Origin of the sequence: Paraniabella hibiscisoli (assembly GCF_022512515.1) — a bacterium.
GTDB classification, from domain to species: domain Bacteria; phylum Bacteroidota; class Bacteroidia; order Chitinophagales; family Chitinophagaceae; genus Niabella; species Niabella hibiscisoli.
The window spans coordinates 3,500,801-3,527,485 of record NZ_JAKWBK010000001.1; the positions used below are offsets into that span (position 1 = coordinate 3,500,801).

Annotated in this window: 25 protein-coding genes and 3 pseudogenes; 9 read left to right on the forward strand and 19 right to left on the reverse strand. The window is 42.8% G+C overall.

Annotated elements, in window-relative coordinates; translation table 11 throughout:
- Positions 1 to 92 precede the first annotated feature (92 nt).
- Genes MKP07_RS21805 through MKP07_RS21830 form a run of 6 tightly spaced genes read right to left on the reverse strand, consistent with a single transcriptional unit; the run spans position 93 to position 5,016 of the window.
- A complete protein-coding gene (locus MKP07_RS21805; RefSeq protein ID WP_240849080.1) occupies positions 93 to 593 on the reverse strand; it encodes an ABC transporter permease in 501 nt (166 codons plus the stop codon).
- A gap of 55 nt (positions 594 to 648) precedes the next feature.
- A complete protein-coding gene (locus MKP07_RS21810; protein ID WP_240849082.1) occupies positions 649 to 3,042 on the reverse strand; it encodes an ABC transporter permease in 2,394 nt (797 codons plus the stop codon).
- 38 nt (positions 3,043 to 3,080) lie between these two features.
- On the reverse strand, positions 3,081 to 3,758 hold the full coding sequence (locus tag MKP07_RS21815) for an ABC transporter ATP-binding protein (RefSeq protein ID WP_240849083.1): 678 nt from the start codon (positions 3,756 to 3,758) through the stop codon (positions 3,081 to 3,083).
- A 48-nt stretch (positions 3,759 to 3,806) separates the two neighbouring features.
- The gene (locus tag MKP07_RS21820; protein WP_240849085.1) at positions 3,807 to 4,391 is read right to left on the reverse strand and encodes an efflux RND transporter periplasmic adaptor subunit; all 585 of its coding nucleotides are present in this window, start codon (positions 4,389 to 4,391) and stop codon (positions 3,807 to 3,809) included.
- Positions 4,391 to 4,753: an HlyD family secretion protein gene (locus MKP07_RS21825; RefSeq protein ID WP_240849086.1), complete on the reverse strand. Its 363-nt coding sequence runs from the start codon at positions 4,751 to 4,753 to the stop codon at positions 4,391 to 4,393. The genes MKP07_RS21820 and MKP07_RS21825 overlap by 1 nt, the downstream gene beginning before the upstream one ends.
- 2 nt (positions 4,754 to 4,755) lie before the next feature.
- Positions 4,756 to 5,016: a hypothetical protein gene (locus MKP07_RS21830; protein ID WP_240849087.1), complete on the reverse strand. Its 261-nt coding sequence runs from the start codon at positions 5,014 to 5,016 to the stop codon at positions 4,756 to 4,758.
- Between the two features lie 282 nt (positions 5,017 to 5,298).
- Between MKP07_RS21830 and MKP07_RS21835 the strand changes: the two genes are divergently transcribed.
- The 4 genes and pseudogenes from MKP07_RS21835 to MKP07_RS21850 all read left to right on the forward strand — a co-directional run bounded on the left by MKP07_RS21835 (position 5,299) and on the right by MKP07_RS21850 (position 8,014).
- Entirely contained in the window at positions 5,299 to 5,844 is a 546-nt protein-coding gene (locus tag MKP07_RS21835) for a response regulator (protein WP_240849088.1), read from the forward strand.
- Positions 5,787 to 6,469 (forward strand): annotated as a pseudogene (locus MKP07_RS43840) (sigma 54-interacting transcriptional regulator); the annotation flags it as partial. The gene MKP07_RS21835 and the pseudogene MKP07_RS43840, both read left to right, overlap by 58 nt.
- On the forward strand, positions 6,455 to 6,679 hold the full coding sequence (locus MKP07_RS21845) for a helix-turn-helix domain-containing protein (protein WP_240850987.1): 225 nt from the start codon (positions 6,455 to 6,457) through the stop codon (positions 6,677 to 6,679). The pseudogene MKP07_RS43840 and the gene MKP07_RS21845, both read left to right, overlap by 15 nt.
- A 1,003-nt stretch (positions 6,680 to 7,682) precedes the next feature.
- Positions 7,683 to 8,014, forward strand: a pseudogene (locus MKP07_RS21850) (sensor histidine kinase).
- Here the strand turns inward: MKP07_RS21850 and MKP07_RS21855 are convergent.
- The gene (locus tag MKP07_RS21855) at positions 8,011 to 8,475 is read right to left on the reverse strand and encodes a GtrA family protein (RefSeq protein WP_240849089.1); all 465 of its coding nucleotides are present in this window, start codon (positions 8,473 to 8,475) and stop codon (positions 8,011 to 8,013) included. The pseudogene MKP07_RS21850 and the gene MKP07_RS21855 overlap by 4 nt on opposite strands.
- A 259-nt stretch (positions 8,476 to 8,734) precedes the next feature.
- Here MKP07_RS21855 and MKP07_RS21860 point away from each other — a divergent pair, with 259 nt between their 5' ends.
- From MKP07_RS21860 to MKP07_RS21880, 5 genes are all read left to right on the forward strand, one after another.
- On the forward strand, positions 8,735 to 9,067 hold the full coding sequence (locus MKP07_RS21860; RefSeq protein WP_240849091.1) for a hypothetical protein: 333 nt from the start codon (positions 8,735 to 8,737) through the stop codon (positions 9,065 to 9,067).
- Between the two features lie 16 nt (positions 9,068 to 9,083).
- Positions 9,084 to 9,665 carry an arginine--tRNA ligase domain-containing protein gene (argS, locus tag MKP07_RS39225; protein WP_262919413.1) on the forward strand — a complete coding sequence of 194 codons (582 nt, stop codon included), beginning with the start codon at positions 9,084 to 9,086 and terminating at the stop codon, positions 9,663 to 9,665.
- Entirely contained in the window at positions 9,650 to 10,507 is an 858-nt protein-coding gene (argS, locus tag MKP07_RS39230; RefSeq protein WP_317235871.1) for an arginine--tRNA ligase domain-containing protein, read from the forward strand. Before argS (MKP07_RS39225) ends, argS (MKP07_RS39230) begins: the two co-directional genes overlap by 16 nt.
- A 169-nt stretch (positions 10,508 to 10,676) precedes the next feature.
- A complete protein-coding gene (locus MKP07_RS21875) occupies positions 10,677 to 11,387 on the forward strand; it encodes a hypothetical protein (protein WP_240849092.1) in 711 nt (236 codons plus the stop codon).
- A gap of 589 nt (positions 11,388 to 11,976) precedes the next feature.
- A complete protein-coding gene (locus MKP07_RS21880) occupies positions 11,977 to 13,320 on the forward strand; it encodes a hypothetical protein (RefSeq protein ID WP_240849094.1) in 1,344 nt (447 codons plus the stop codon).
- A gap of 141 nt (positions 13,321 to 13,461) precedes the next feature.
- Here MKP07_RS21880 and MKP07_RS21885 read toward each other — a convergent pair whose 3' ends face one another.
- From MKP07_RS21885 to MKP07_RS21935, 12 genes and pseudogenes are all read right to left on the reverse strand, one after another.
- Positions 13,462 to 14,925 (reverse strand): hypothetical protein, encoded by a 1,464-nt coding sequence (locus MKP07_RS21885; RefSeq protein WP_240849096.1) that lies wholly within the window; start codon positions 14,923 to 14,925, stop codon positions 13,462 to 13,464.
- Positions 14,901 to 15,182: a hypothetical protein gene (locus tag MKP07_RS21890; protein ID WP_240849099.1), complete on the reverse strand. Its 282-nt coding sequence runs from the start codon at positions 15,180 to 15,182 to the stop codon at positions 14,901 to 14,903. The genes MKP07_RS21885 and MKP07_RS21890 overlap by 25 nt, the downstream gene beginning before the upstream one ends.
- Before the next feature lie 10 nt (positions 15,183 to 15,192).
- On the reverse strand, positions 15,193 to 16,059 hold the full coding sequence (locus MKP07_RS21895; protein ID WP_240849101.1) for a hypothetical protein: 867 nt from the start codon (positions 16,057 to 16,059) through the stop codon (positions 15,193 to 15,195).
- Positions 16,031 to 16,492: a hypothetical protein gene (locus MKP07_RS21900; protein ID WP_240849103.1), complete on the reverse strand. Its 462-nt coding sequence runs from the start codon at positions 16,490 to 16,492 to the stop codon at positions 16,031 to 16,033. The genes MKP07_RS21895 and MKP07_RS21900 overlap by 29 nt, the downstream gene beginning before the upstream one ends.
- Positions 16,485 to 17,417 carry a glycoside hydrolase family 130 protein gene (locus MKP07_RS21905; RefSeq protein WP_240849105.1) on the reverse strand — a complete coding sequence of 311 codons (933 nt, stop codon included), beginning with the start codon at positions 17,415 to 17,417 and terminating at the stop codon, positions 16,485 to 16,487. The genes MKP07_RS21900 and MKP07_RS21905 overlap by 8 nt, the downstream gene beginning before the upstream one ends.
- Positions 17,418 to 17,559: 142 nt before the next feature.
- Positions 17,560 to 19,044, reverse strand: coding sequence for a RagB/SusD family nutrient uptake outer membrane protein (locus MKP07_RS21910; RefSeq protein WP_240849106.1), 1,485 nt, complete (start codon positions 19,042 to 19,044; stop codon positions 17,560 to 17,562).
- A 31-nt stretch (positions 19,045 to 19,075) separates the two neighbouring features.
- Entirely contained in the window at positions 19,076 to 20,524 is a 1,449-nt protein-coding gene (locus MKP07_RS21915) for a SusC/RagA family TonB-linked outer membrane protein (RefSeq protein WP_240849108.1), read from the reverse strand.
- A 20-nt stretch (positions 20,525 to 20,544) separates the two neighbouring features.
- Positions 20,545 to 21,417, reverse strand: a complete 873-nt coding sequence (locus tag MKP07_RS21920) for a SusC/RagA family TonB-linked outer membrane protein (protein ID WP_240849111.1) — start codon at positions 21,415 to 21,417, stop codon at positions 20,545 to 20,547.
- A 29-nt stretch (positions 21,418 to 21,446) separates the two neighbouring features.
- Positions 21,447 to 22,205 (reverse strand): TonB-dependent receptor plug domain-containing protein, encoded by a 759-nt coding sequence (locus MKP07_RS21925; RefSeq protein ID WP_240849114.1) that lies wholly within the window; start codon positions 22,203 to 22,205, stop codon positions 21,447 to 21,449.
- Positions 22,206 to 22,486: 281 nt separating this feature from the next.
- On the reverse strand, positions 22,487 to 24,247 hold the full coding sequence (locus tag MKP07_RS21930; protein WP_240849117.1) for a hybrid sensor histidine kinase/response regulator transcription factor: 1,761 nt from the start codon (positions 24,245 to 24,247) through the stop codon (positions 22,487 to 22,489).
- A 42-nt stretch (positions 24,248 to 24,289) separates the two neighbouring features.
- Positions 24,290 to 24,382 (reverse strand): annotated as a pseudogene (locus MKP07_RS42845) (triple tyrosine motif-containing protein); the annotation flags it as partial.
- The gene (locus tag MKP07_RS21935) at positions 24,340 to 26,526 is read right to left on the reverse strand and encodes a ligand-binding sensor domain-containing protein (RefSeq protein ID WP_240849119.1); all 2,187 of its coding nucleotides are present in this window, start codon (positions 26,524 to 26,526) and stop codon (positions 24,340 to 24,342) included. The gene MKP07_RS21935 and the pseudogene MKP07_RS42845, both read right to left, overlap by 43 nt.
- Positions 26,527 to 26,685 lie beyond the last annotated feature (159 nt).

Genomic DNA, 26,685 nt, shown 5'->3' on the forward strand with positions numbered 1-26,685 from the left:
AGGGAGCGATGAATTTTAAATCCCTGAACGTGGTGCTGTGGGGAGGTCTTTAAATACGCCGGTAACTTTAACATCCAGTTTGTTGTCGATCTTCATCGATTGATTGATGGGGTCCGCATCTCCAAAAAAGCTTTGGCCGTGCTTTCAGAAATGAGAATACTATTGGGGTTACTCAAACTCTTCCTGGAGCCTTTCAACATATCGAGCGATAAAATGTAGGGTCCATCTTTATCGATGTAAATACCGTTCTTGTTTAAATAATTATTGTTAGTGCTCAGCATGTGATCGCCTTGCCAGGAGGCCATCGCTATATACTTGAAATTATTTCCATAGAGGGTTTTTAGTTCGTTTCCCAGGGGGAATGGAACGGCAGGCCAGGTTTCTGTATTGCCATTCTTGCTCTCGTATTGCTGTATCTGCGCCACCCGGTCATAGTTGGTATGGTAATGGTCAAAATTAAGTTCGTCCCATATCCACAAGCCAATGAGTGTCGTAACAGCCATGCCTATGCTTAAACCGCCGATATTGATAAAAGAGGCTATTTTATGTTTTAATAAATTCCTCCAGGCTATTGTGAGATAGTTTTTAAGCATAATTCCTATTGTTTTGAATAAGGTTGTTTGGGATTGGTTTTCTCGGCTATTCTTTTTATTCAGTTTTCAAACTCTTTACAGGATTGGACATAGCTGCTTTTACTGCCTGTGTGCCAATGGTGATTAACACAATAATAGCAATGGTGAAAACAGTTCCTGTCACCATCATCCAGTTCAGGTGAATACGATAAGCAAATGTTTGCAGCCATTTGGAAGCAGCCAGCCAGCTAAGGGGGATTGCTACCAGCAGCGCCACGATGATCAGTTGCAGGAATAGCTTACCCACCAAAACAAGCACATCACCTATGCCGGCTCCCAACACCTTCCTGATACCGATTTCCTTGGTTCGTTCTTTTATGATATAGGCAGTAAGTGCAAACAGTCCCATTGCTGAAATAAGTATGGCAACCAGGGCGAAGAAGCTGATGGTTTTTTGAATAGTAAAATAGGTTTTAAATATCCGTTGAAAATTCTCATCCAAAAAGGTATAGCGGATAGGTGTGTCTGGCTCAATTTGCTTCCACCTCTCTTCTATATTGCTGATTGTTTGCGATAGGTCGCCACCCGACAGCTTTATTAAAAGCGCTCCGCCAGACAGGTACCCGCATGCCTTATTATTGATGGAGTATGCGATTGGTCTTACTGCGTTTGCCATATCCTGCACATTAATGTCTTTTGTAATACCTACTATTTGCGCTTTAACCGAATCGCAGTAGGGCATGCCTACAAAAGAGCCAACTACTTTCTGATTGCCCCACAAACTGGCTGCCGTTTCGTTTAAGATAAGGCTGCGCGTATTTTGATCGGCATAACTGTCATTAAATCCCCTGCCCTTTAATACGGGCGTTCCAACCGTTTTAAAATAGTCGGCGCTTACCTTAACAGTGGTCATTTTTATAGTCTGGCCGTTAAACGAATAGTCGTTTAATATAGTGTCTACATCGGCATCGCCCGGAACCAGTGTTGTTTTAGATACCAGCTCTATACCAGGAACGGATAAGAGTGTCGCCCGGGCTTTATCGAATCCGTCATCGCGGGTGCCTTGCTGAGCTTCAATTCGCATGATCTGAGCGCTGGAAAAGCCTTTATCCTTTGTTTGCATATAGTGAACCTGTGAACTAATGACTATAACAGAGAAAACAAAAAAGGCAGAAAGTGCAAATTGCAAAACCAATAATAAGTTGCGGAGTTTTAATCCCGACTTGCCCTGCGAGTAGTTACCTTTTAATATTTTAGAAGTGTTGAAGCGGGAAAGAAAAACGGAAGGATAGAGGCCCGATAATAAAATAACCGTTACAATACATAAAGTGATCTGCGCAATAAAAACCAAGGTGCCACCACTGAGAATGGAAAACTGAATGCTGAACTCCTGTTTGAACCAAGGCATTAATAGTACCACCAGCATTCCTGCAATGCATAAGCTCAATGAACAGGATAAAATAGCTTCTCCCATAAACTGCCAGAACAATTGTTGCCTGCGGCCTCCTAACACCTTTCTTACACCTACTTCTTTTGCCCTTTTAATAGATGTGGCAATAGATAGATTGCTAAAGTTTACAGCTCCTGCAACCAGCAACAGGAAGGCTAAGATTAGCAGCACCACTATAGTTTTGAAATTACTGCCTCCGCTTTTGGGGAAGTTGTGGAGCGCCGATAGCTTTTCTGAAAATAGAATTGTTTTATTTTCTTTTTGCAGGTATTGCTGATAGGTTAGGTTATTAGCTTTCTGCTGGTCATTGTAGTAAATAGTATTGATCGCAGTTTCCAAATCGCCGGGTGTAACTGCATTTTTTACTTTTATAAATGTCTGATAAGAAAAGTTCTGCCAGTGACTATTTGATTTTTCATAAGGAGAGCGAAATAATATCTGCATATTTAATGCAGAAGGTTGGTCAGGCGATTGCATGATGCCCGACACTACGACTTCAATCCTCCCGTAGAGTTTAATGGTTTTGCCGATAGGGTCGTCCTGGCCAAAAAGTTTGTTCCTCACAGTTTCAGTAATTACTGCTGCATTCGGTGCATTTAATGCGGTATGTATATTACCAGAAGAAAGTTGATAGGGAAAGACTTTAAAGAATAATGAATCTACTTCTGTGATACCTTTTTGGTATATTTTTTTATCGTTTGCCGCTACCAGTATCTCATAATCGCCCGCGCCACTCATACGCGTTGCGGCTTCGGCATTACTGTATTTTCCGGCTATTAAGCGACCCAGAGGCTCAGGAGTTGCCCCATTCCAGGCTATACCATCTTTATCTTCAATTCCAAGCTTATAGATCTTTGTCAGTTCCGGGTTCCATTTATCATAGCTTAGTTCATAGTTCAAAAACAGAAGCACTAAAATAAAGCTGGCAAGACCAATACCCAGTCCGATGATATTGATGGCGCTATACCATTTATTGATCCGCAGATTTCTCCAGGCAATTTTTAAGTAACTTTTAAACATACAGCCGATTTAGATTTTTTCCTGATGGTTGGTGATCATTAAACTAATATATTCTCTGTAACTGTCTGGCCATCCAGCATACGTATAATACGATGACTATAGCGGGCATCATGCTCGCTATGGGTTACCATAATGATGGTAGTGCCTTGTTCATTGAGGTCGGTCAGCATTTCCATTACTTCGTTACCGTTAGAGGAATCGAGATTACCGGTAGGCTCATCGGCCAGGATCAGCTTGGGCTTGTTTACAACAGCGCGGGCAACAGCTACTCTTTGTTGCTGTCCGCCCGAAAGCTGTTGGGGGTAATGGTTGCGACGATGCATGATCTGTACCTTTTCAAGTACTTCTTCCACCCGTTTTTTACGATCGGCGCTTTTAACACCGGTATATATCAGCGGGAGCTCTACATTCTCAAAAACAGTTAGTTCATCAATCAGGTTAAAGCTTTGGAAAACGAAACCAATATTATGCTTTCTTAAGTCTGCTCTTTTGCGTTCATTGAAATGCGCCACTTCAATACCATTGAAAACGAAGCTGCCGCCATCCGGATCGTCCAGTAACCCCAGTATATTTAACAGGGTAGATTTACCACAGCCGGAGGGACCCATCACAGCAACAAATTCTCCTTCTTTTACTTCGAGCGATAATTTGTTGAGCGCAATAGTTTCTACTTCTTCAGTCCGGTACATTTTTTCCAGATCGGTAATTTTTATCATATAAAAGATTTCAGATTCGAAAGTTTAGGTTTAGTGCTGTTGTTAAATTTATTGTTTGATCACCAACTCCTGCATATCTTCTCCATAATTCTCATAGCTGCTGGTTACTATTTTATCACCGGGTTTTAGCCCGCTGATCACTTCGAAGTAATCAGGGTTTTGACGCCCCAGTTCAATATCTGTTTTATAAGCAACAGACCCGTCTTTACTGAGTTTGTACACCCATCTGCCACCGGTTTTGTTATAAAAACCTCCTCTTGCCAATAATAAAGCCTTGGTTTCATCGCTTAAAGCCAAACGTATCTGCAGGGTCTGGCCGCGCCTGATGCCTTCCGGCGCTTTGCTCTCAAAAGCCATATCCACCGAAAATTTCCCATTGGCTACCTGTGTATATACTTTTTTAATGGTCAGTGTATAGTCTTTACCGCCAATACTTGCTATGCCCTCAAGTCCGTTATAGATACGGTTAATATAATGCTCATCTACATCTACCCGAACCTTATAGTCTCCCATTACATCCAGCTGCCCTAATCTTTCACCTTTGTTTTTGTTTTGCCCAGGTTCTGCGTCAAGAGAAGTGAGTTGCCCGTCAACCGGCGCACGTACTATCAAATCTCCCACTTTTTGACGCATTACCGATAAGGCATTTTGTGAACCAGTGTACGATTGTTGGGCCTGTACCAGCTGTTGTTTAGAAGATTGAGCGTCCTGGTTAATGGTTTCAGTGGCCAGGTTTTTTTAGCTTGCTGGTAGTTATAAGCGTTTTCACTTTGTTTCAGCTCCTGCAAACCAATAGCCTTTTTATCATATAGTTTTTTGTTAAGTGTATACACCCGGTCAGCTTCTTTCAGTTCGTTATCTACATCAGTCATCTGGTTGAGGTTAGTAATGCGGTTTTGCTGGGAGGCATTTTTAGCGATCTGCATTTGCGTGATCAGGTTGTATACCTGTGTTTCCTGTTGCACCAGGCTCAGCTGAAGATCCGTATTCGACAATCTCAGGATCGGTTGTCCTTTTTCATGATGGCCCCGTCTTCTACAAACTTTTCTTCCACACGACCGCCTTCCGCAGCGTCAAGGTAAATAGAAGTGAGTGGCTGCACCACGCCGTTAACCGGTATAAACTCCTGGAAATTTCCCTGCTTTACTTCACTGATCGTGATTCTTTCAGCGGCTACATTCAGTTTGGTATTGCCTGTTGTAGCGTAAATGCTGGCTGCAATCAATACTACGAGGCCGGCAATACCGGCGATAAGCATGATTCTTTTCTTAGACCATTTTTTTGTTCAATCTTCCTGTCCAACCCTATTAGTTTTAATTGATATGATTCTTTTAGTACTGTTCTAAAAAGCTGCCGGATTTTTTGATCAGTCATCCGGCACTGATGCCTTGTAATACCGTGCCATAATCGCAATTTATTTGTTTTCAATGTTCTATGTGATTTGCATGACATGTGTTTTGTGCGAAACCGGACACTGAGTGTACGGTTTTGATACAGTTTTTTTAATTGTCACCCGGCAGGCTATAAAAATGTATATCAGGTGATCAAATGTGGTATTATTGCATTGCAAATGTCCCTAAAAAATATATCCATATTAGCTGTAGACGATGACGCAGATATGCTGACGGCATTGCGCTTATTGCTGAAGGCAGAAGTGAGGCAGATCACTACCGAAAAGAACCCGGAAAATATACGCACGCATTTACTGGAACAAAAGTACGATCTGTTACTGCTGGATATGAATTTTACGAGCGCGCTGCATACAGGTAATGAAGGGCTTTACTGGCTACGGAAGGCTAAATCGTTAGACCCCGGCATACAGGTAGTAATGATCACCGCCTACGGGGATATTGACCTGGCCGTAAGGAGCTTAAAGGATGGGGCAGCAGATTTTATTGTAAAACCCTGGCATAATGAAAAAATGCTGGAGACCATTAAGGAAATAGTTGCGCAAAAAATAAATCAGCAAGAGCCGCTAATAGTACGCTGTTGCAGCCGGATGTTTCTTTTATTGCTGAGTCTCCGGCTATGCAGGATATTTTGTATAAGATCAGGAAAATTGCTCCTACGGAAGCCAATATCTTAATACTGGGAGAAAACGGAACAGGTAAAGACCTGGTAGCCCACCTGGTTCATCAGCAGTCGTTGCGCCACAATGGTCCGTTTGTAAAAACAGATGTAGGCGCTTTAACAGCCAGTCTTTTTGAAAGCGAGTTATTTGGTTATAAACGGGGCGCTTTTACCGATGCAAGGGAAGACAGGGCAGGGCGTTTTGAAATGGCTTCGGGAGGTTCGCTTTTTTAGATGAGATCGGGAATATTGCCTTGCCGCAACAGGCTAAATTATTGACAGTGCTACAAAACAGGGTAGTAAACCGGTTAGGCAGTAACGAAGCGTTGCCTGTCAATATACGGTTAATATGCGCTACCAACCTGCCTTTGCACGAGCTGGCTAATGAACATCGTTTTCGGCGCGACCTGGTGTACAGAATCAACACCGTTGAGATCACAATACCGCCATTGCGCGACAGGCAGGAAGATATTTTACCCCTTGCGCAACACTTTATTAAACTGTATAGCGAGAAATACCTCAAACCTTCTTTGTCCATTAGCAGGCAGGCCATTGAAAAGCTAAAGCTATACCATTATCCAGGCAATATCAGAGAGCTGCAGTACGCAATTGAGAGGGCTGTGATCATGTGTGAAGGGAAAACACTGGATGCCGATGACGTGGTTTTTTCGCCTATAGAAAAACACCAGGCCCAGGTGCAGGAGCAGGGTCAAACGAACCTGGAAACCCTTGAGAAAAATACCATCATCAGGGTTGTTGAAAAACATAACGGGAATATTACCAAAGCTGCGAAGGAGCTGGGTCTTACACGCACAGCTCTATACCGGCGTTTAAGTAAGTACGATATTTAGCACTATGGCAATCCATCGAAAATACAGGTTCAGGTATGCACTACGACTGGTATTACTTTTTCTTTCATTGTTGGTTACCGCCTGGTTTTTCCTGAAAGCTGAGTATATTTTATCCGTATTGGTCTTTTTACTGGCAGTGGTGCAAGCCTGGCTGCTTTATAAGCTGGTGGTATTGCCTTTTACTGAATTAGAAGATTTTGCATCAGCTGCCAGGTACCGCGACTTTTCGCGCCATTTTAATATCGATAAAGCTCCTGTGGAGCTACAGGCATTAAGAAACGATTTTAACCAGATCAATCAGACCTTTAAAACAATTACCAAAGAGAAAGAAGCCCAGTATCAATACCTTCAGAAAATACTGGAGTTAATACAAACCGGTATTTTGCTGTACGATACAGAAACCGGTAAGGTGAGTTGGGTGAACGAGTCGCTTAAAAAAATGCTGGAGCTTCCGTATATCCCCAACCTGCAGCTGATAGAAAAGAAGAATGCAATAGTTTATAATGCAGTACTTCAGCTGGAACCGGGCCAGAGCAGTGTGCTTTTACTGGATGCCGACCAGCAGAAGTTAATGCTTTCTGCAGCAGCTTTCTTTACAGAAGGTAAAAACTACAAGCTGGTAGCATTACAGAATATTAATGAAGCGCTTGATGAGAACGAAGCCAGGTCCTGGCAGAAGTTGCTGAGTGTTATGACCCACGAGATCATGAATTCTGTAGCACCCATCGCTTCGCTGGCAGCTACATTAAAACAGCAGCTACAGTCAGGCGGCAATAATTTGAGTTCTATTAAGGAGGATGTAGAACTGGGCATTGAGACCATACAGCGTAGGAGTGAGGGCCTGATGCAGTTTGCGGCTACTTATCGTACCTTGAATAAAATTACCAGCTCGCGTAAACAATCGTTTCTTGTTGGAGAGTTGTTTGAAAATGTGTTGCAATTGCTAAGTCCTAAACTGGATCAGCGAATTATTAATACCGATATTATTCTGAAAGATCCTTTAATGAAGCTGAGTGCCGACCGGCATTTGATAGAGCAGGTATTGATCAACCTGGTGCTCAATGCCATTGATGCTTTAAAAGATACCCGGGATCCAAGGTTGATACTTTCGGGTTATTTGAACAATGATGGCCGGATCATTATAACAGTTACCGACAATGGTGCGGGGATGCCGGCAGATGTAATGGAAAAGATTTTCATTCCTTTTTTAGCACCAAAGCAAGCGGGAGTGGTATTGGTTTAAGCCTTTGCAAACAGATCATGTTGCTGCACAAAGGCAACATCTACGCAAAATCAGTACCTGGCTCGGGAACGGTTTTCTATTTGCAGTTTTAAAGCGGAGCTGAAGAGTTGTCTTCTTCCTCTGCCACATAATCGGGTACCACTGTTTTCTTAAAGGTGAAATTGCGTTGTACCAGGTAACTTACAATGATCAATATAGCTGTGGTGCCCAGCTGCGCAAATGTGGGAAATATATGCAGGTATTCAACTGCCAGTTTCAGTAATATCCAGTTTAAAAAAAGGTTCAACAAACAAGAGAGAAAATACCTGAAGAACTGCACCCTTCCTTTGATCTTGCTATCGTCAAACACTACATATTTCATCAGGAAAAAGCCCCAGAATAAAGCCACGGTAAATGAAATAGCAAGCGTAACGGTATAAGATTCAAAAACGTAAAAACCCAGGTCTACATTCTGGCTTCCTACTATATAATGATAGGCGATATAAAAAGTAAAAAGACCCAATAGGGTATTGGAAGCACCGGTTGCCAGGTAACGGAAGGTTTGAATGGTCATTAACTTCTTAAAAGGAGGGTAAAAAAGTCAATAACCGGCAAAATAAAATTTCTAGCCCGATAAAAATGTTGCCGCATCGGCTGCGAAGATATTGGTATTTACAGCTATTTATGATGTATGCTATCTTAAATTTCTGCTGTATTGCGGTCAAATCAGTAATATCTCTAATTTCTGTAGGAGACCAGGGACAGGCGCGGATAGGCAACTGTAAATCGCGAACGAAAAAATCTTGTACGTTTGCACGAAAATTAAAGATAGTATGAGCATTGTTGCGGAATTGAAACCTGTAGTACTGGATACTTTAAACCAGTTGTACGGACAGGATTTTGGCCAGGATGTGGTTTCGATCAATATAACCAAGCCTGAATTTGAAGGCGATTACACTTTGGTACTTTTTTCCTTTATCAAACTGCTGAAAAAGAAACCGGAAGAAATAGGGGATGAGATAGGCCAGCACCTGGTAGATAACCATCCGCAGCTGATCACTTCTTTTAATGTTATTAAGGGCTTTTTAAATCTTTCGATCAATCAGAACTTGGAAGCAATACCTGGAGCAGCGATATGCTGTGACCGATTTCAGGCAGTCTGCTGAAGCTCCACAGAAAATTATGTTGGAATATGCTTCGCCAAATACCAACAAGCCTTTGCACCTTGGGCATTTGAGAAATATTTTCCTGGGCTGGAGCGTTTCAGAAATTTTGAAACAGCGGGGTGATGAGGTTTTTAAAAGTTCTATCTCTAACGACCGCGGGATCCATATCTGCAAATCAATGGTAGCCTGGGAGCAGTTTGCAAACGGTCAAACACCAGAACAGGCAGGCGTAAAAGGCGATCACCTGGTAGGAGACTACTATGTGTTGTTTGGTGCTAAACATAAAGAGCAGATGGCTTCTTTAATAGAAGCAGGTATGAGCAAAGAGGATGCAGATAAAAATACACCGATCATGAAAGCCGCTCAGCAAATGCTGGTAGACTGGGAACGCGGTGATACGGCTGTTGTGGGACTTTGGGAAAAAATGAATGGCTGGGTGTATGAAGGGTTCAGCAAAACCTACAATCGCATCGGTGCAGACTTTGATAAAAATTATTATGAGAGCCAGACCTATTTGTTGGGAAAGGAATTTGTGCAGGAAGGTTTAAGCAAAGGTGTTTTTATCAGAAAGAAGATGGCAGTGTGTGGATTGATCTGACATCGGACGGGCTGGATGAAAAGATTGTGCAGCGTAAAGATGGTACTTCGGTATACATAACGCAGGACTTAGGTCTGGCAGATGAGAAGTACAAAGATTTTCCTTATGATGAGAGCATTTATGTAATAGCGGATGAGCAGAATTATCACATGAAAGTGCTGAAGCTGATCCTGCAGAAATTGGGCAAGCCTTACGCAGATCGTATTCATCATTTAAGTTACGGAATGGTGGAGCTTCCAACGGGAAGAATGAAAACCCGTGAAGGTACCGTAGTAGATGCGGATGATTTGATGGATGAGCTGGTAAAAGTGGCGGCAGCTAAAACCGAAGAGTTGGGCAAGGTGAGCGGCTTTAACGAGGCAGAATTGAAAGAACTTTATGAAACCATTGCAGTAGGTGCTTTGAAGTTCTTCCTGTTACGTGTAGACCCTAAGAAACGTATGGTGTTTAACCCTGAAGAAAGTATCGACTTTCATGGTTTTACCGGTCCGTTTATACAATATACGCATGCGCGTATCAAGTCAGTATTAAGAAGTGAGACGATCAACCAGGAATCGGTTATTGCAGATGGTTTATTGCCGCTGGAAAAAGACCTGGTGTTTTTGCTGGAGCAGTTTAATGTAGTGGTACAGCAGGCTGCTTCCGAGTTTAATCCATCTCTGTTGGCTATTTATGCTTTTAACCTGGCCAAGCTGTTCAATAGTTTTTATGCGGCACATTCTATACGTAATGCCGAAAGCGAAGAGAAAAAGCAATTGCGGTTGAAAATTTCTACCTTAACTGCCAATACTATTGCTGCATCGATGAGCTTATTGGGTATTAAGGTGCCTGAAAGGATGTAGTAGCGGTTATTGAATAATTATGATAAGTATGCGGAATGAAGAGGCACTTTATTCCGCATTTTTTTGAGTAGGTTAATATGATGCGGGCTATATTGTAGTCACTACTTAGTGAATAATTTTATATTTGTACCCGGGATCGGGATTTAATAAGTATTCTAACCATAATGAAATGTCAAACTGTATTTTATACCTATTGGTAATACTCAGCCTGATGACGAAAGGATGTGATTCTTCGAAAGGCGCGCAGCAAGCGACCGGTAATAATCAAACTGACATGCCATCAACAGCGTCCTGGCTTAAAGAGCAGTATAATAATGTGGTGGAGATAGAACAAAAACATGTTGCCCGATCGGGGGATAATTTTCTGGTTGATATTCCGCTTACAGAGCACCCGGACAGCGGTTATGTGTTTTTTCTGAATGCAGCTATACCTGTAAATAAGTTGGTAAAGTTGGAAGGCTTTTATCCTGGCATTAAAGAGCTCACTATTATTGTACCCGATTGGAAGTTTTATGAGCAGGTAGCTGCAGATGCAACCAAAAACGGTATTATGCTGGAGCCTGCTACCACCAACCTGTATTATCATGTTATTCGCGAGAACGATAGTATAAAAGTAGATAGCATCCGTATATCGGGAGACGGGCATCCTCAACTCCAGTATCAAAAGCCAGCAGTTCCTAAAGATATGCTGGTGGTATACCGCACAGAAAGCTACGGTTCGGTTTGCTGCCCGAAAGACCCGCGATGGGAAATAGCAGATGAGGATCCTGCCTTTGTTAAAGAGTTTGAACAGCGGTATCAAACCCATATTACAGAAACCTACCGCCAGAATAATGGCAAAGAAGGTGAACATAGTGTTTTTATACTTTGCCTGCGCTAACAATCCAACAACGTCTAAGCTTTATATTGGAGAAACGCTCGCAATGGATCGTCAATAAAGAAGCTAAAAAAATAGCCTTCCAGCCCCAGGTATTTACACCTCAATTAGTACCTGTTATAAAAACGGGATTCACTAAAATGACTCAATTATAGCTTCCCTGGCATGCCTGATCCGGATGGATTGAGAATGATATGGGCTGGATCGCCTTTAGGCGGTTAAAGCATTGTCAAGCCTGGTAGACGTGCAGTTTGATATTTCTTTTCTGTCTCATTTTTTTTTTTTTTTTGACACTCTCGCGCTATTTTTTCTTCTGGCCGTTAAGGTATTGCTAACACCTGTTAAATCCTTACCGGAATATTTTCAGGTTTCAAAGAGTTTTCTCTGTCTTCTGTCGAAAACCGGCATGAGAGATGCTGGTTTTCAATCAGTTTTGTGATCTCTTTACAAACAAGAGGTGCTCAATAGCACATCTACATCAATCAAAACAAAATGAAAAAATCTTTTCTCACTCGCATTAGCCAGCGCTGTTATTACGCTACAGGCTCAGGATCGCATTTACTGGTCGGCTTCATGTCCAACTTTTTCAAGGATGGCTTCCCCAACCGCTAAAAGCATGGCTACAACGGCCAGCAGTAGCGTAGCTAACCCCTCCGGCAGCACAAGTGGCTGGTTCCAGGGTAGTATCGATCCAACAACCGGTGCGCTTACCCCAGGTACTAACTATTATAACAGTACCGCAATTAAGGCAGAGTACCCTATAGGGATTTCACCCAACGGTTATTTATACGGTATTGCTGGCAATGTAACCAACAATAACAACGGCGTCATTCAACTAGCGTATAAGCCTGCTGCTGTTTTCACCGATACGGCCCCCACACTCACTCCTTCAATTGATTTAAATGGTACCAGCAATCCCACACAGGATATTTACCCTTACGCCCTCGGCATCGGAGCGTCAGGAAACGGAGGCTTTATTTATGAAGATGGCCCTGGTATGAAGTATACCAGCTTTACAACGGCAGCCAACGGGTCAGTAACCTGGGGCAGTTCGGTAGCTATTTCACTGATCAATTCAGATGCGCCTGCAGCCTGGAATAGTTATATAGAAATCGCCGACCTGGATTTTGATGCTGCTGGTAATCTTTATATACTAGGAACCCGCTATACGGCCAGCACCTCTGAACCGCAACCGGCTATTTACATGGTACCTGCAGCCAATGTGGGCACCGGTGCTATGACAGCTAATTTACAGTGGGCAATTATCGATAGTAAGAATCTTGGTGATCTTGGAGGCAATCGCGGTTTGGCTTATTCAAACGGTACTTTTTATCTTTCTCAATCCTCAACAACTGATTTCACTACCTATACGAATTACATTACGGCCATACAACCCCCTGCCACCGGAACTTCGATTGTTTTAGGAGATAATTATACATCGCTTACCGGATATTGCGAAATAACTGACCTGGCTGTAATTCCGGCATCAGTATTACCGGCAGATTGGGGAAGCATTAATGCTCTTGTTCAAAATGGCCAGTTGAAAGTACAGTGGCAAACACTAAAAGAAGCCAGTAATGATCATTTTGAAGTGGAAGCGTCTGCTGATGGTGTAACTTTTTCCAGCATTGGTAAGGTAGACAGCAAAGCCAATAACGGAAACAGTGATACTGCATTGGACTACAGCTTTAATATAGATGTGAATGGAGTAGTATTAGGATTTTCGGCCGTAGCCTTACTGCTGCTTTTTGTTCGCCGCAGAAAAACATTTTTAGCGCTTGCCACTGTTCTGAGCATTGTTATGACTGTTCAAATAGGTTGTTCTAAAACCAGCAATGATGTTGCCACTACGAGCTCCACTTTATTTGTTCGTATTGCACAGATAGATAAAGATGGTAAAAAGACCTACTCGAAAGTGATACAGGCAAGGAAATAAATTTGTTCTTGTTATAGAACAAGCGTATTCGCAGTTTTTATATTAATGATTGTAAATAATGAAGCCGCCTCAGAATATGGGGCGGCTTATTTTATATGATTGAGCAAGGCTGTTCTACTACAAAGTAAAATGAAGATAAGGCTAATTTTTCCTGAAATCGATCACCACATTGTTTGCTAAAAGTTTTCCATTGATTGTAGTGATTAAAGCTCCAGCAGGAACCTGTACTAAAACTGCTGTTTTTTTTGCGCCAATTTTATAGCTAAAATGCTGCCTGATATTACGTGCAACAAATTTTCCTTCTACTGTATTGTAAAGATCAATTGGGTGTTTTAATTTGTTTTTAATAATAACAGCCTTTGTCGCCGCATAGGGATTCGTATATAGGTGAGTGGGATAGGCTTCCTGGTGAAAGAAGTCAGTCGCCAGCAAATCCAGCTGAAGGATGCCTGGTATATTGGTTGGGTGTATAGTGCTGCCGAAGATACCTACATGCCCGCTTCCATACACACTTAACTGAGATTCCCTTGGGTTTTTGTCTTGCACCCATAAAGGTCCGTCTCCCTGCGCCACCGGGGCTGCCAGGTGTTCGCTCTCTTTATAAAGTGATTTTTTGATAATGCCTTCGTACGCAATCACTCCTTTTGAAGTAGCTATTGCATTCGGTAAGGTCTGGTGATTGGCCGGCATGTACTGGGGGTAGAATAACCTGGCTACATTAGCGGCATTCAGCATCCATTTGCCCACAGCGGCTGCATAAGAGGCGTCATATCTAACCATCGGTAATAACGGCAGTGCGAGGTCGTAAGTATTCATTAAAAATCCATAACCACCATTGTGTACGGTACTGCCTACCATACCAGATATATCAAAACCATTCCAGTTGCCCACCAATACACCCCATCCTTCACGACATTTAGCATTTCCATCAAAGCTCCAGTCGAGGATCTTTTGAAAATCGAACTGCTGTCCGGCTTCTACGTTTAACATGGCTGCAACATAGGCGCCGTAAGGCATCAGCAATTCGTAAGTCATGTTTTCATTTAATGCAAGCAATGCTTTAATTGCATTGATAGCGCCATGCAAATAACGTTTATCTCCGAATTTTTTATAAGCCATATATAAAACCCATGCCTGGCCGGCCGCTGCATCGGGCTGTATACAGATCTGGTTTTGTGTGGGTGTTAAAGTAGCATAATTGAAGAAACTGTAATTATAATTGCCCTGCAAAACAGAGTCTGCAGCATAAAATTTTTCGGCAATGCTCCTGGCTATTTGCTCAAAATCTTTTTCATTGGGGTATAAACTGTAAATAGAGTAGAACAATACATTGGGATATACATCATACCACCAGTCTCTTCCATAACCACCGCCGAGCAATGCTACTTCAGGGCAGGTATTATTCATCATAATATTCCAGCCGGTTTCTTTGTTGAAATAGTTTTTCAACATAGCCACATAGTTGTATTGCTGCGTTGATTTATCAATGCCTACCAGGCTCGCACCCAGTACAGCGCCCATGGTGGTCAGCGCCTCATGAAAAATGCCTTTATGATTTTGAAGACCCTGGCGTACGTCGCCTACTGCTGTGTAAATACCCGCCACGTTTTGCGGGAAATTTCTTTACTGCTGTCGATCCAGATCATAGGCCAGAACTTTCCTTTTGCATTGAAGTCGTAAATTTTACGATCGAAATCTTTGGCAAGAGTGGTAAAATCGATAATTTTCAGGGGACGGGGCAGATCAGGCATCTCGTTAACCCGGTCGATTGATTTTTGCGATACCTGCGAAAGTGCCGAGACGCTATAGCTGCATATAGCTAAAGTAAACAGATAGGTAAGGAGGATATTCTTAAATGTCATGGGCTACTGATTAAGCTTGTGGTTGTATAACTTTTTCTACTGTTCCTGTTTGTACCGGCGGCAGTTCTTCCAGGCCGTCCGGTGCTATTTTGTTGCCATCTTTAATAATAACTTTTGCTACTAATATAGAACCTAATTGTAAAATAGCGATGATCAATATGGCATATCGTAAAGCTATTTCTGTAGAAACTTTATAGGCTAAAATTAAGAAAGTAGCAGCACCCAGGAAACGGCCTATATATAATCCTGCTTCATGGTTAAGGATATAGGCAAACTCGCTGCGTTTTTCTATTTTAGATACAATATCAATTACCCGGAATTGTATGGGGAAATAAGCGAGGTCCATTAATGGCTTTGCGATCAGGAGTAAAAGAATGAATAAAATTACCCCGGTCTGGTTAAATAAAACACTGTTGAAAGCTGCGCCCGCCGTAAAAAGTATCAGCCCTGCTGCAAATATCTTGATACGGTCAGAGGGCTTGGTTAAACGTCCTAATACATACATGATTACCGCAGCTAATATAGCGCCAATAGATTGAGCAGTTCCCAATGCACCTTCTTTTCCCAGGAGGAGCATAATGAGCATAGCCGGAGCCGTAACCAGGAAGCCTTGTGCCAGTCCCTTTAATGAAGCCAGTACCAGTAGCTTTCTCCACAAGGGATGAAACCTGAAATAAACATATTTCTTTTGGACAGGATTGCTGAAACTGCTGCGAAAACAAACTATTGAAGCCAATATGGTAACCATAAACACAATGCCCGTAACAATACGGTAGGCATTTTTACGCCTTCGCCAGATCCTTTTGACTCGATGAACCAACCAATCGTAATAGGAATAGCTACTGCGATCAAAGTATAGAAAAAGTTTCGAGTCCATAATAATAATTCCGGTTGCTATCGTTGGTAATAGCCAGTGCCAGGTAATCCCGGTTGGCCCAGTAAAAACCAAAAGATAATCCCATGATCATGCCGGCAATACCGATGCCTACAAGGTCCAGTGATTTTAAAGACATCATAACGATCATCGATACTGCGCTCAGCATCATACCTGCCGAATAAAGCTTACGTATATTAACGTACTTTAACAGAAAACCATTCAGTAGAAAAGTGAGTGGTATACCAGTGTAAATAGTAAGCTGGTATATTACAACTTTGGTAGGGTCATTGGAGTTACGCATTACATAAGCTGCAACGAAAATATCAATAACGGGCAACACAAATGCGTATACCAGGTTGGTAAGTACCAGTATTCGAAAGTTATGCGGTTGCTGCCTGAAATGAGCTATTTCGCTGGATAAATATTTAAACATGGGTATAGCTTAATTGTGATAAGATCTGGTTGATGGAAAAATTAGCTGCACATACCACTTCATCGGAGGCCCCATAATAAACGGTTACGGTATCGCCATCCGGCTGAACAATATGCCCATTAGTAAAAACCACGTTGCCAAAAAATCCTGCCTGTTCGTAGGTAGCCAGTGGCATCATAATAGGATCAATGGTCTTTGCCAATACTTTTGAGGGATCCTGGAGGTCTAGCAAAAACGCACCCAGGCAGTACTGGTGCTTTTCGTTTGCACCATGATAGATGGCAAGCCATCCCTTATCAGTTTTAATGGGTGCTGCCCCACCACCCACACGGGCGCTATCCCAGCTTCCCTTTGTTGTTTTTACGAGGCATTGATGATTTCCCCAATGAATGCCATCGGGTGAACTGCATAGCCATATATAGTTTCCGCCGATGTCTACGCTGCTGGGGCGATGCAGCATATAATGCCGGCCGTTTATCTGCTCCTCAAACAATGCGCAGTCTTTATTGTGAGGCGGTAATATCATACCATGTATCTCAAAATGTTTCCAGTCTTTGGTCGTTCGTAAACCTACACCTACACCGTTATCAGAAACAGAAGTAAAGGTGAGGTAATAGGTGTCGCCGATCTGTGTTACGCGGCAATCTTCTATGCCGAATGTTTCCAGCCTGCCAATTCCGGTCAGTGGCGGATAGCCTTCGGGTTCATAAAAATGAATACCATCATCACTGCAAACCAGTCGCAGGTGCGACAAGGTTGTTAAATAGTCGGCACCTTTATAATTGATCACGCGCGCGTCGGTGGCGTCCAGGTCAGGATCTGATTTGGATATTCTGATCAATTGTATCGCCCCTTCTTCAGTGAAAATAGGGAAGGAGATCGTTGCTTCGTCCTGCGTGGGGCGCTCTGCCACCCGAACGATCATCCATGTTTTGTTGTTGAACCGGAATACGCCGGGGTTGAGCAGGCATGCTATCTCCAGCCCCTCCGTACTGGGCTTCAGATCTGAAGGTCTCAGTAACGGATTCCGGGGAATCTCTTTGCTATGTCAGACATTGAATTGTTTTTTAGTATCCGTTGTTTTGAGTGATGGAACCGCCTGATTTATCGATCTCTCCCTGGGGAATGGGGTAGAGATAATGCTTGTCCTGGAAGCTTTTGCCAAGCCCGGTAAGAAATGCTTTAGCTATTCCCCACCTTTTCAGGTCATTGAAACGATGACTTTCAAAACCAAGCTCTACGCGCCTTTCGTGCACCAGCCAGTTTTTAATTTCATCTTTATTGCTGGAAGCCGGGCGATCGGCAATGCTGCCAGCGGGTACAGTTCCTCCCGTAATAGTAGGCGTTTGGCGGGCCCGGGTGCGTATCTTGTTAATATAGGTTACAGCATTTGCATAACCGTTGGTTTCATTATAAGCTTCTGCTTTCCACAGTAAAACATCTGCCCAACGAATGTACACCTTATTACTGGCGGCATCTTCATTGCCTTTATTGGCGGTGCCCGTCTCGCCGAAAATTTTATATACATTTTGGGCAGCCGCATCCACGGTATAAAGCAAGCGCGGGTCATTGGCTTCAAATTCGTTAATGAAATTTGTAGTGGGCGCTATAAAGCCCCATCCTGCCAACGCGCAAATACCATTACCATTTCTGGGTGTTTGCTCTGGTACATGGTTGTAGGCAAAAATTACCTCGTTATCAGCGTATTCTTTAGCAATCGAAAAATTATCAAAATAATTACTGTTTAAACTGTAATAACCAAGTCCTTCCAGTTCTGTAATGATCGTAATGACATCGTTCCACTTCTGATTGAATAAAGCTACTTTGGCCTGCATGGCTAAGACGGCTCCCTGCGATATCCGCCACTTGTCGGTAGCATTGGAGTATTTGCCCGCTGGGATCAAACCTTTGGCTGCTGCCAAATCAGTACTAACCTGGTTGTACACTTCTTCTTTTGATGTACGTTTGGATACCTCATAGGCTTCGGAAAAGTTCTTCAACGGTTTTAGCAATAGTGGTACATCACCAAAGGCGTTTACCAGATCAAAATAGTAAAATGCTCTTAGAAAATAAGCTTGTCCCAGCTGGTAATTTCTGCTGGCGTTATCAATGGATAGTTTCGACATTAAGGCATCGTCTGTAAGATAGCTGATAGCCATATTGCAGCGCGAGATACCTTCATAGTTATAACTCCATTGTCCATTAAATCCACCGTTGTCGGCTGTGAAGCTCCAGGAGGAAAACTGATCCATCCAGGCCTGGTCGCCATCGGGGTTCCATTTCTTCTGCATATCGCCTGAGGCAATGTCCTGTATAATAAAATCATTTCTGAGTACCAGTCCTCTTGGCCAATCCCAGTTGCCCAGTAAGTTAAGCGTGCTGGATAACATTTGATAAGAAGAGTTGACCGCACCGGTAACAGTACCTACCTGTGGATCGGTATTTACCTGTTGCGGTGTTAAAAGACCGATGGGGTCACGATCGAGATTTTTCATACAACCCATCGTCAATAAGAGGGCTGCGGGTATTATTAGTTGATATATCGCTTTCATATTATTCTTTTACTGGTGAAAAACTGCTGATTTAGAATCTGACATTGATGCCTAACATTAAATTGCGGGATTGCGGGTAAGTACCCTGGTCAATTAGTGCTGTCGATTCCGGATCCAAGCCTGTGTATTTGGTAACCGTGAAGAGGTTTTGTGCAGACACATAAAGGCGACAATTTTGGAAAACATTACCTGATTTTACTACCTTGCCCAAATCATATCCAAGCTCTATGTTTTTTAAACGTAAATAGCTGGCGTCCTCTACAAAAATGCTGGAGATATAGCTGCTGCCATTGTCCTGGAAGGTAGAGCGGGGCATCGTGTTAGTGCTGCCTTCGCCATTCCAGGCGCCTAATGTAGCCACCGTGTGGTTGAACGGACGGGAATCATAATCGATAATTTTCTTCAGATCATTATAACGCTCCACACCCTCAGCTCCCTGGAAAAGAAAGGAAAGGTCTAGGCCCTTGTAGCCTAACCTGAAGTTGGCGCCGTACATTAATCTGGGATTGGGGTTGCCAATATGGGTGCGGTCATCATCATTGATAATACCATCGCCGTTCAGATCTTTAAAACGGATATCACCGGGTACCTGTGAAGGGCTGCTTACACCATGTAAATGGCTGGAAATCTCTGAAGTGTTTTGATAAATACCTTCCATTACATATCCAAAATAGGAATTAAGCGGGTGGCCTGCTTCTGTTTTAGTAACCGGCCCGGTAAGGTTGGGTAGATTAGGGTGCAGTTTCACTACCTCGTTCTTAAGCGTTGCGATGTTAGCGCTGATACCATAGGTAAAAGCATTTGCAGTGTTGTCATAGTTTACTGATGCTTCAAAACCTTTGTTCATTACGGTTCCTGCATTTACTACGGTGGCAGATACATTGCCCACTAATGCTGGCAAAGAAATGGGTAGTAAAATATCGGAGGTGGTTTTTTTGAAGTAGTCAAAGGTGAAATTGAGTTTGTTTTTCAAAAATCCTATATCCAGGCCTATATTATCCTGGCGGGTGCTTTCCCATTTCAGATCGGGGTTGCCGTATCTTGAAATAAGGTATTGCTCGCCCGATTTTCTCAGCAAAGTAAGATAAGCATAGTTGTCAATTTCCTGGTTGCCCAATGTACCGGTACTGGCCCTGAGTTTCAGGTCAGATAACCAATTGGCCTCTTTCAGGAAACTTTCCTGTGAAATTCTCCATCCCACAGAAACGGATGGGAAATATCCCCACTGGTTATCGGGTGAAAAACGGGAGGAAGCGTCAGCTCTTAAACTGGCCGTTACAAAATATTTGTTTTGAAAATTGTAGTTGGCAGAACCAAATAATGAAAACAAGGCCCATTCTGAAGCTGTACCACTATTCCAAAGGTCTTGTGCAGTACCGCCAAAGTCTAAATATTGGAAAGTAGGCTGTGTGTATTCAAACCGTGCACGCGATGCTCCAATGGACGAAGCCCGGTTTTGTATATATTCTGTACCACCCAATACACTAAAAGTGTGGTCACTTATTTTTTATTGTATTGCAAAGTATTATTCCAGGTAATGGTGGTTTCCTGACCACGATTTTCATTGAGGCTGGTAGGTCTGTTCTGACGACCCAATCCTTTGTCTGCATCAGCGCCGCCGCCATCAACATCGCCAAAGTTCTGGTTAAAGGCTTTGTTGTGCAACATATTCAGGTCGATACCAAAATTGGTTCTGAATTTTAATTCTTTCTTAGCCAGGAATGCATACTCGGCGAAAGCGTTTCCAAATGTTTTTAAATTCACTCTTTTGTCATTCGTAAAATAGGCTAGGGCAATTGGGTTGGCGCTAAATTCATATCGATTGGCCGCCCCATTCCAGCTGCCACCATTGGCCTGTACATTCCGGTAATAAAATGGCAGGTCTGTATATGGGTCTTCTGCTGAATAAGTAGGGTCAGACGGGTCTTTAAAGACTGGAATTACCGGTGCCCGCAGAAACGCATGGCGTATAATTCCCGGCGCATCGCCGCTGGAAGATGTTTTGTCCTGGCGTATATTGGTGATTTGCAGGTTGGCGCCAACTTTCAGCCTGTTCGTCAGATTGCCGATAACATTGCTTCTGAAGTTGATCCTTTCGTACTGATCATTGTCATAAATAACTATGCCGTTCTGCTTATAGTATCCGCCAGAGATCAGGTATTGCACCGATTCGTCGCCGCCGCTGGCGGTAAGGGCCACATTCTGGCTACGGCCCGTTGTAAACAATTCATCCAGCCAGTTCGTATTGGCAAGGTCGGTTCGCGATTTGTCGGTTGTATATGGATTAGTACCTGTTAAACCAGAATTATTCCAGCTTTCTTCCATTTTGTCCATGTATTGGCTGCCGCTCAGCATAGTAGGCAGGTTGGCCACCTTATGAAAGCCTGTAAAATAATTCAGCTCTACAGCAGGTTTACCTTTTTGCCTCCTTTGGTGGTGATCACTACTACGCCTGAGGCCGCCCTGGAGCCATAAATAGCTGAGGCTGCTGCATCTTTTAGCACGGTTATGCTTTCAATATCCTGGGGATTAATAAAGTTGATTTCACGGGAAGGAATACCATCCACGATATACAGCGGGTTGTTATTCCCAATGGTGCTGTTACCCCTTATTCTTATTTCTATCCCATCACCGGGAGCGCCCGTACTTTGGGTTACCTGTACACCCGCTACGCTACCCTGCAATAGCTGTCCCACATCAGGAACACGTCGGGTGCTGAGGTCGGCCATATTAACGCTGCTGGCAGCACCGGTAATGGTACTCTTTCTTTGAGCGGTATAGCCCACTACCACAATATCATCCATCGATTGGGTAGATGGCATCAGGGTAAAATTAAACTCGGTAAGGCCCGCAGTGTTCACTTCCTGCTCTTTATATCCCACAAACGAAATAACCAGTATCGCATTTTCGGGTATATGAATGGAGAATGAACCATCGCTTCCGGATACTACTGCACCGCTAGCTCCTTTTACTGAAATAGTGGCACCTTCGATCGGCTCTCCATTGGAAGTAACTACTTTGCCCGATATATCCCTGCCGGTTTGTTGGGCAAAACTGCTTAAATTAAATAAAAAGAATGCCAGGCAACAGCTAAACAGGCGAAGTGCGCGAGGCCATTTTGAGGCCAAGGCGGGCAAACAATTTTTGTTCGGTTGTATCATAATTATGGCTTTAGAATTAAATCGTATTTTATTTACAAACTACCCGGAACTGACAGATTCTGCTCTTCTTGGAAATGATGGTACACTTTATAATAATAGCAGGTAGCAAACTTTCAATCTGGCGAACTGGCAATAATCGTTAAGTTTCTGTACCAAAACTACGGTTGAGTACCCCCGAAAAGGGTGTACCATTATTGCATTTTACTGTACTGTAATTGCAAAAGAAGGTAATTCTTCTTTTTTAAAGAATTGATTTTCAAATTAAAATAAAAATCATGGTTTTAAGTCCCTGCTTTTGCGGTAATCCTGGGGGCGCATTCATACCTTTTTTTAAACTCCCTGAAAAAATAGGACTCATTGTTAAAGCCGCTGTTCAGGAAGATCTCTCCAACCGGCATATTGGTGTGGATGAGCAGGTCGGCTGCCTTTGCCAAACGTGTATGCTTGATGAATTCTCCGGGCGTCATTCCTGTCAGGGATTTAGTTTTGCGGTAAAGCTGCATCTTGCTCAGGAAGATGGTTTTTTCGAGTAGGGCTGCATTAAGCTCTGGATTGAGTATTTCTTCCTGTATAATACGGGTAAGCTGCTCAAGGAATGCTTTGTCATCTTTTTTGATCCCGGCATCACGAACAGGTAGATTACTATCTGCATTTTTAAACAGTTGCTGTATGCGTTTCTGGTATTCGATCAGCTTTCTTACCCTTACTTTGAGGTTCGACGTATTAAATGGCTTTGAAATATAAGCGTCAGCTCCGGCCTCATAGCCCTCCATATGTTGTTCTTCCATTGATCTGGCCGAAAGCAGGATAACGGGTATCTGGCAGGTTGCCGGGGTTTCTTTGATTAACTTACATAATTCAAGACCGTTTACCTTAGGCATCAATATATCAGCAATTACCAAAGAGGGCATATAGGTATTGACGAGTTCGGCAGCCTGCCCTCCGTCTTCTGCTTCATATATGATATAGTCATTTTTTAGAATATCTCTTAACAGGTAGCGTATTTCCGCTTCATCGTCTACAATTACCACAATGTCCCTTTCTTTATTCTGAATTTCCTCTATAGCAGCCGTTTTATTTCCCAGGTTAACGGGACGTGACAGGCTATCAGAGGTCATTACAGTAAACAGCTCGGAAGGGGTATCGTCTGCCACCGGCTGCTCCTGCACCGGCTGGTTGATGTTTTTTAATGGAATGCTGGTTGTAAAGCAAATGCCATTCTGCCTGTTTTCGGCCACAATGGTTCCTTCAAGCAGGTTTACCAGCTGGGAAGTGAAGGCGAGACCGATGCCTGTACCATAACTGTCGGGTGCGTTTTTAATGTTATCGCCGGTATAGAATTTTTTGAAAATATCGCGGAGCTGCTCTTCCGGTAAATGAGCGCCCGAGTTAAACACCTGCAAGGATAACTGATTGTCGATGATCGAAGCATGGAAGGATACCTTCTCGTTTTTGCCGGTGTATTTAAAGGCATTGGATAGCAAATTGAATAGGATCTTTTCCAGTTTGTCCTTGTCCATCCAACCCATCATGTTGCCGGCAATATGATAATCGTATTCCAGTTTTCTTTTTTCAGCCAGGGGTGCAAACGGCTCCACTATATTTGTTAATAATGCAGTGAGGTTAAGATAGCTGAAGTTGTTTCGGGTATACCCGGTATCGGCTTTTCTGAATTCAAACAGCTGGTGCAGCAGGTAAGTGAGTTTTGCTGTTTGCTGTTTAATCAGAGACAGATATTTGTTCCTGTCATCTTTAATAAGTAGGTTGTCTGCTTTTTCTGTGAATCGTTCGAAGCCACCCATAATGAGCGTGAGCGGGGTTTGCAGCTCATGTGCGATATTGGTAAAAAAGCCGATACGGTTTTCATGTACCTCTTCTTCTTTTAACCGCATTAGTTGTTCGAGCTTCAGTTGCTGTTTTATTACCGTTCTTCTTTTACGGTAGCTGTATAAAGCATAAAGGGCAAAACCAAAGATCAATGCGTATACAATAAAGGCCCATATGCTCAGCCAGGGATAAGGTTGTATTTTTACCTGTAGCACCGTGATTTCGTTCGAACTGAGTCCCTCTCCGTTATTCCATTTTATTTTGAGCTCGTAGCTGCCGGGCGGAAGATTACTATAAGATATCTTGGCTATGGCTTTCTGTGTATTCCATGTATGATCATAGCCTTCCAGGAAGTAAGATATTTCAAATTTTTCGGCATTGGCAAAATTAATGGCCGATGCTTCAAGGCTAATATAATTTTCGTCCCGGGGAGTTGTATAGAGAGGGGAATAGCCGTTTTATTATTGGGGAAAACAAAAAGACTGTTTTGCCCCGAACCCTGGTTTCCCGCAGTAACGTATGAAATAAGCATGTTTCCCAGGTAATTGCTTTTGCTGATCCGGGCGGGCAGGAAACTATTGAACCCAGATATGCCACCAAAGTAGAGCTTGCCATTTTTATCTTTCCATACAGCGCCGTCACTAAACTCGCTGCTTTGCAAACCATCGGTTTGCTGGTAATTACTAACCGATAAATTAGGCCAGTTGATCTTGGCTATTCCTTTATTGCTGCTGATCCAGATGTTCCCTTCATTGTCTTCCGTGATGGCGTGGATGGTATTATTGGGAAGACCCTGTTCGGTGGTGATCTTTCTAAAAACAGGGTTGCTTTTGTTTATTTCATCCGGCAGTAAAAAATTAAGTCCGTAGCTGGTACCTATCCATAGAACACTTCTCTTATCCTTATATATATAAATGATATCATTGTTGGATAAGCTGCCTTCATAAGTAAAGGCCTTAAAGGTTCTGAACCGACCGGTTTTCTTGTTTAAAAGACTAAGCCCGCCATACCTGCAACCCACCCAGATATGATCTTTATCGTAAGGTGTGATGGAATAAATAATATTATTGGCCGGACCTTTATCTTTTTCTCCTGCGCTATATTTTCGCCCCGAAGCATATTTGATACTACCATTTACTGCTCTCGAAAAACGGAGGTGTAACAGGCCGTACCCACTGGTGCCCACCCATATAGAGCTATCGGGGTCCTGGTAAATGCTATACACCGATCCAAAATCAGGGCAGGTTTCTTTATTGATAATATCAGACCATTTAAAGAACCGGTCCCTGTTTGCTTCATATATATTCAACCCGGCTCCATCTGTTCCTATATAAATAAGGTTATCTATCCCTTTTTTTAAAGCATATACTGAATTGTTGTCGAGATATTCAGGTGCAGTTATGTTTTTAAACTCTTTTTCTTTTGATGGGTTAGCGTAGGTAATAATCCCCCTTCCTTTTGTTGCTACCCATAATTGCTGCCCGTTTTCACAAAAAGCACGTACCGGGCGGTTGTAGGCGCTGCCCTGTTGAAATAGCGAAACTGTTCCAAAGAATTTTGTTTGAGGCGTTATTTTGATAACACCGTTACCATCTGTGCCTGCCCAAAGGGTTTCATCTTTTAAGGCCCAACTGGTAACCCTTATATTGGTGAGAAATCTGGATACCTCAGGCATAATGCCCGAAGGTTGCCATACATGATTAAATATACTGCAGCCACTTGTACTCCAGGCAATGAAATAATGATTATTATAAAAGGTGATTGAATTGACTGTGCTGCCTAACGCGACAAGGGCAGAGGATCCGCCTGGGGTATAACGATATAAATAGGCGTCGTTTTTGGCAAATAAAAGCTGGTTATTAACGAGGAAAAAATTAGTAGCGCCGTTTGTTATAGCAGCTATTAACCTGGGGTGGTTTTGCGAAAGCGTCCATAATTGTAGCTGATCATTTTCTGTAAGAATGATCAAACAGTTGTTACTGTCGAAGGAGAATTTCTTAATCTTAAGGGATATGGTTCCAGGAATGGCTTCGAATTTATTTTGCTTCAGGTTATAATGGGTTAATCCTTGCCGTTGTGTATAGCAAAATACCTGTCCATTTGAATCAATGGCAATTTTATACTCGTGCTCGGTAATATTCCCCGGTACATTTTGCTGATAAAAGAAATTATAAAACCGGCCTTCTTTTTTGTCGTATCGGGTTATACCTCCAATAGTGGTGATCCACAAGTTGCCGCTCTTATCTTCGTCAATTGCCTGGATGATGTTACTGCCGATACTTTGCTGATCGTTATTTGAGTTATAATTAAATATCCTCAGGCGGCTTCCTTCAAACATGTTTAAGCCATCCCAGGTACCCAGCCAAAGCAACCCGTCTTTATCTATATGCAGATCATTAATGGAGCTGTTGGATAAACCGTTGTAATTGTCATATGCCTGTACCAGGAATGAATCTGCCGGTGAGGCCGCAAAACTTCTACTGCTGATTAACAAAAAAGAGCACCATAGCAGCAAACATTTTATGCAGTTATTGATCATGAAGCCTTATCGTTTATAAAGCAAGTATACGGAATCCAGGCATTAATACGTTAACAGGGATTTTCGTTGACGCTCACTCGAATAGTTCAATGTAGTATTAAACGAATACCAGGA

Bases quoted from the DNA above. Each gene is read 5' to 3' on its own strand.
- MKP07_RS21805 (WP_240849080.1), bottom strand. From the start codon at position 593: ATGCTTAAAAACTATCTCACAATAGCCTGGAGGAATTTATTAAAACAT.
- MKP07_RS21810 (WP_240849082.1), bottom strand. From the start codon at position 3,042: ATGTTTAAAAGTTACTTAAAAATTGCCTGGAGAAATCTGCGGATCAAT.
- MKP07_RS21815 (WP_240849083.1), bottom strand. From the start codon at position 3,758: ATGATAAAAATTACCGATCTGGAAAAAATGTACCGGACTGAAGAAGTA.
- MKP07_RS21820 (WP_240849085.1), bottom strand. From the start codon at position 4,391: ATGCGTCAAAAAGTGGGAGATTTGATAGTACGTGCGCCGGTTGACGGG.
- MKP07_RS21830 (WP_240849087.1), bottom strand. From the start codon at position 5,016: ATGCTTATCGCCGGTATTGCCGGCCTCGTAGTATTGATTGCAGCCAGC.
- MKP07_RS21845 (WP_240850987.1), top strand. From the start codon at position 6,455: ATGTGTGAAGGGAAAACACTGGATGCCGATGACGTGGTTTTTTCGCCT.
- MKP07_RS21855 (WP_240849089.1), bottom strand. From the start codon at position 8,475: ATGACCATTCAAACCTTCCGTTACCTGGCAACCGGTGCTTCCAATACC.
- MKP07_RS21860 (WP_240849091.1), top strand. From the start codon at position 8,735: ATGAGCATTGTTGCGGAATTGAAACCTGTAGTACTGGATACTTTAAAC.
- argS (WP_262919413.1), top strand. From the start codon at position 9,084: ATGTTGGAATATGCTTCGCCAAATACCAACAAGCCTTTGCACCTTGGG.
- MKP07_RS21875 (WP_240849092.1), top strand. From the start codon at position 10,677: ATGTCAAACTGTATTTTATACCTATTGGTAATACTCAGCCTGATGACG.
- MKP07_RS21880 (WP_240849094.1), top strand. From the start codon at position 11,977: ATGGCTTCCCCAACCGCTAAAAGCATGGCTACAACGGCCAGCAGTAGC.
- MKP07_RS21890 (WP_240849099.1), bottom strand. From the start codon at position 15,182: ATGACATTTAAGAATATCCTCCTTACCTATCTGTTTACTTTAGCTATA.
- MKP07_RS21895 (WP_240849101.1), bottom strand. From the start codon at position 16,059: ATGGACTCGAAACTTTTTCTATACTTTGATCGCAGTAGCTATTCCTAT.
- MKP07_RS21900 (WP_240849103.1), bottom strand. From the start codon at position 16,492: ATGTTTAAATATTTATCCAGCGAAATAGCTCATTTCAGGCAGCAACCG.
- MKP07_RS21905 (WP_240849105.1), bottom strand. From the start codon at position 17,417: ATGATCGTTCGGGTGGCAGAGCGCCCCACGCAGGACGAAGCAACGATC.
- MKP07_RS21910 (WP_240849106.1), bottom strand. From the start codon at position 19,044: ATGAAAGCGATATATCAACTAATAATACCCGCAGCCCTCTTATTGACG.
- MKP07_RS21925 (WP_240849114.1), bottom strand. From the start codon at position 22,205: ATGATACAACCGAACAAAAATTGTTTGCCCGCCTTGGCCTCAAAATGG.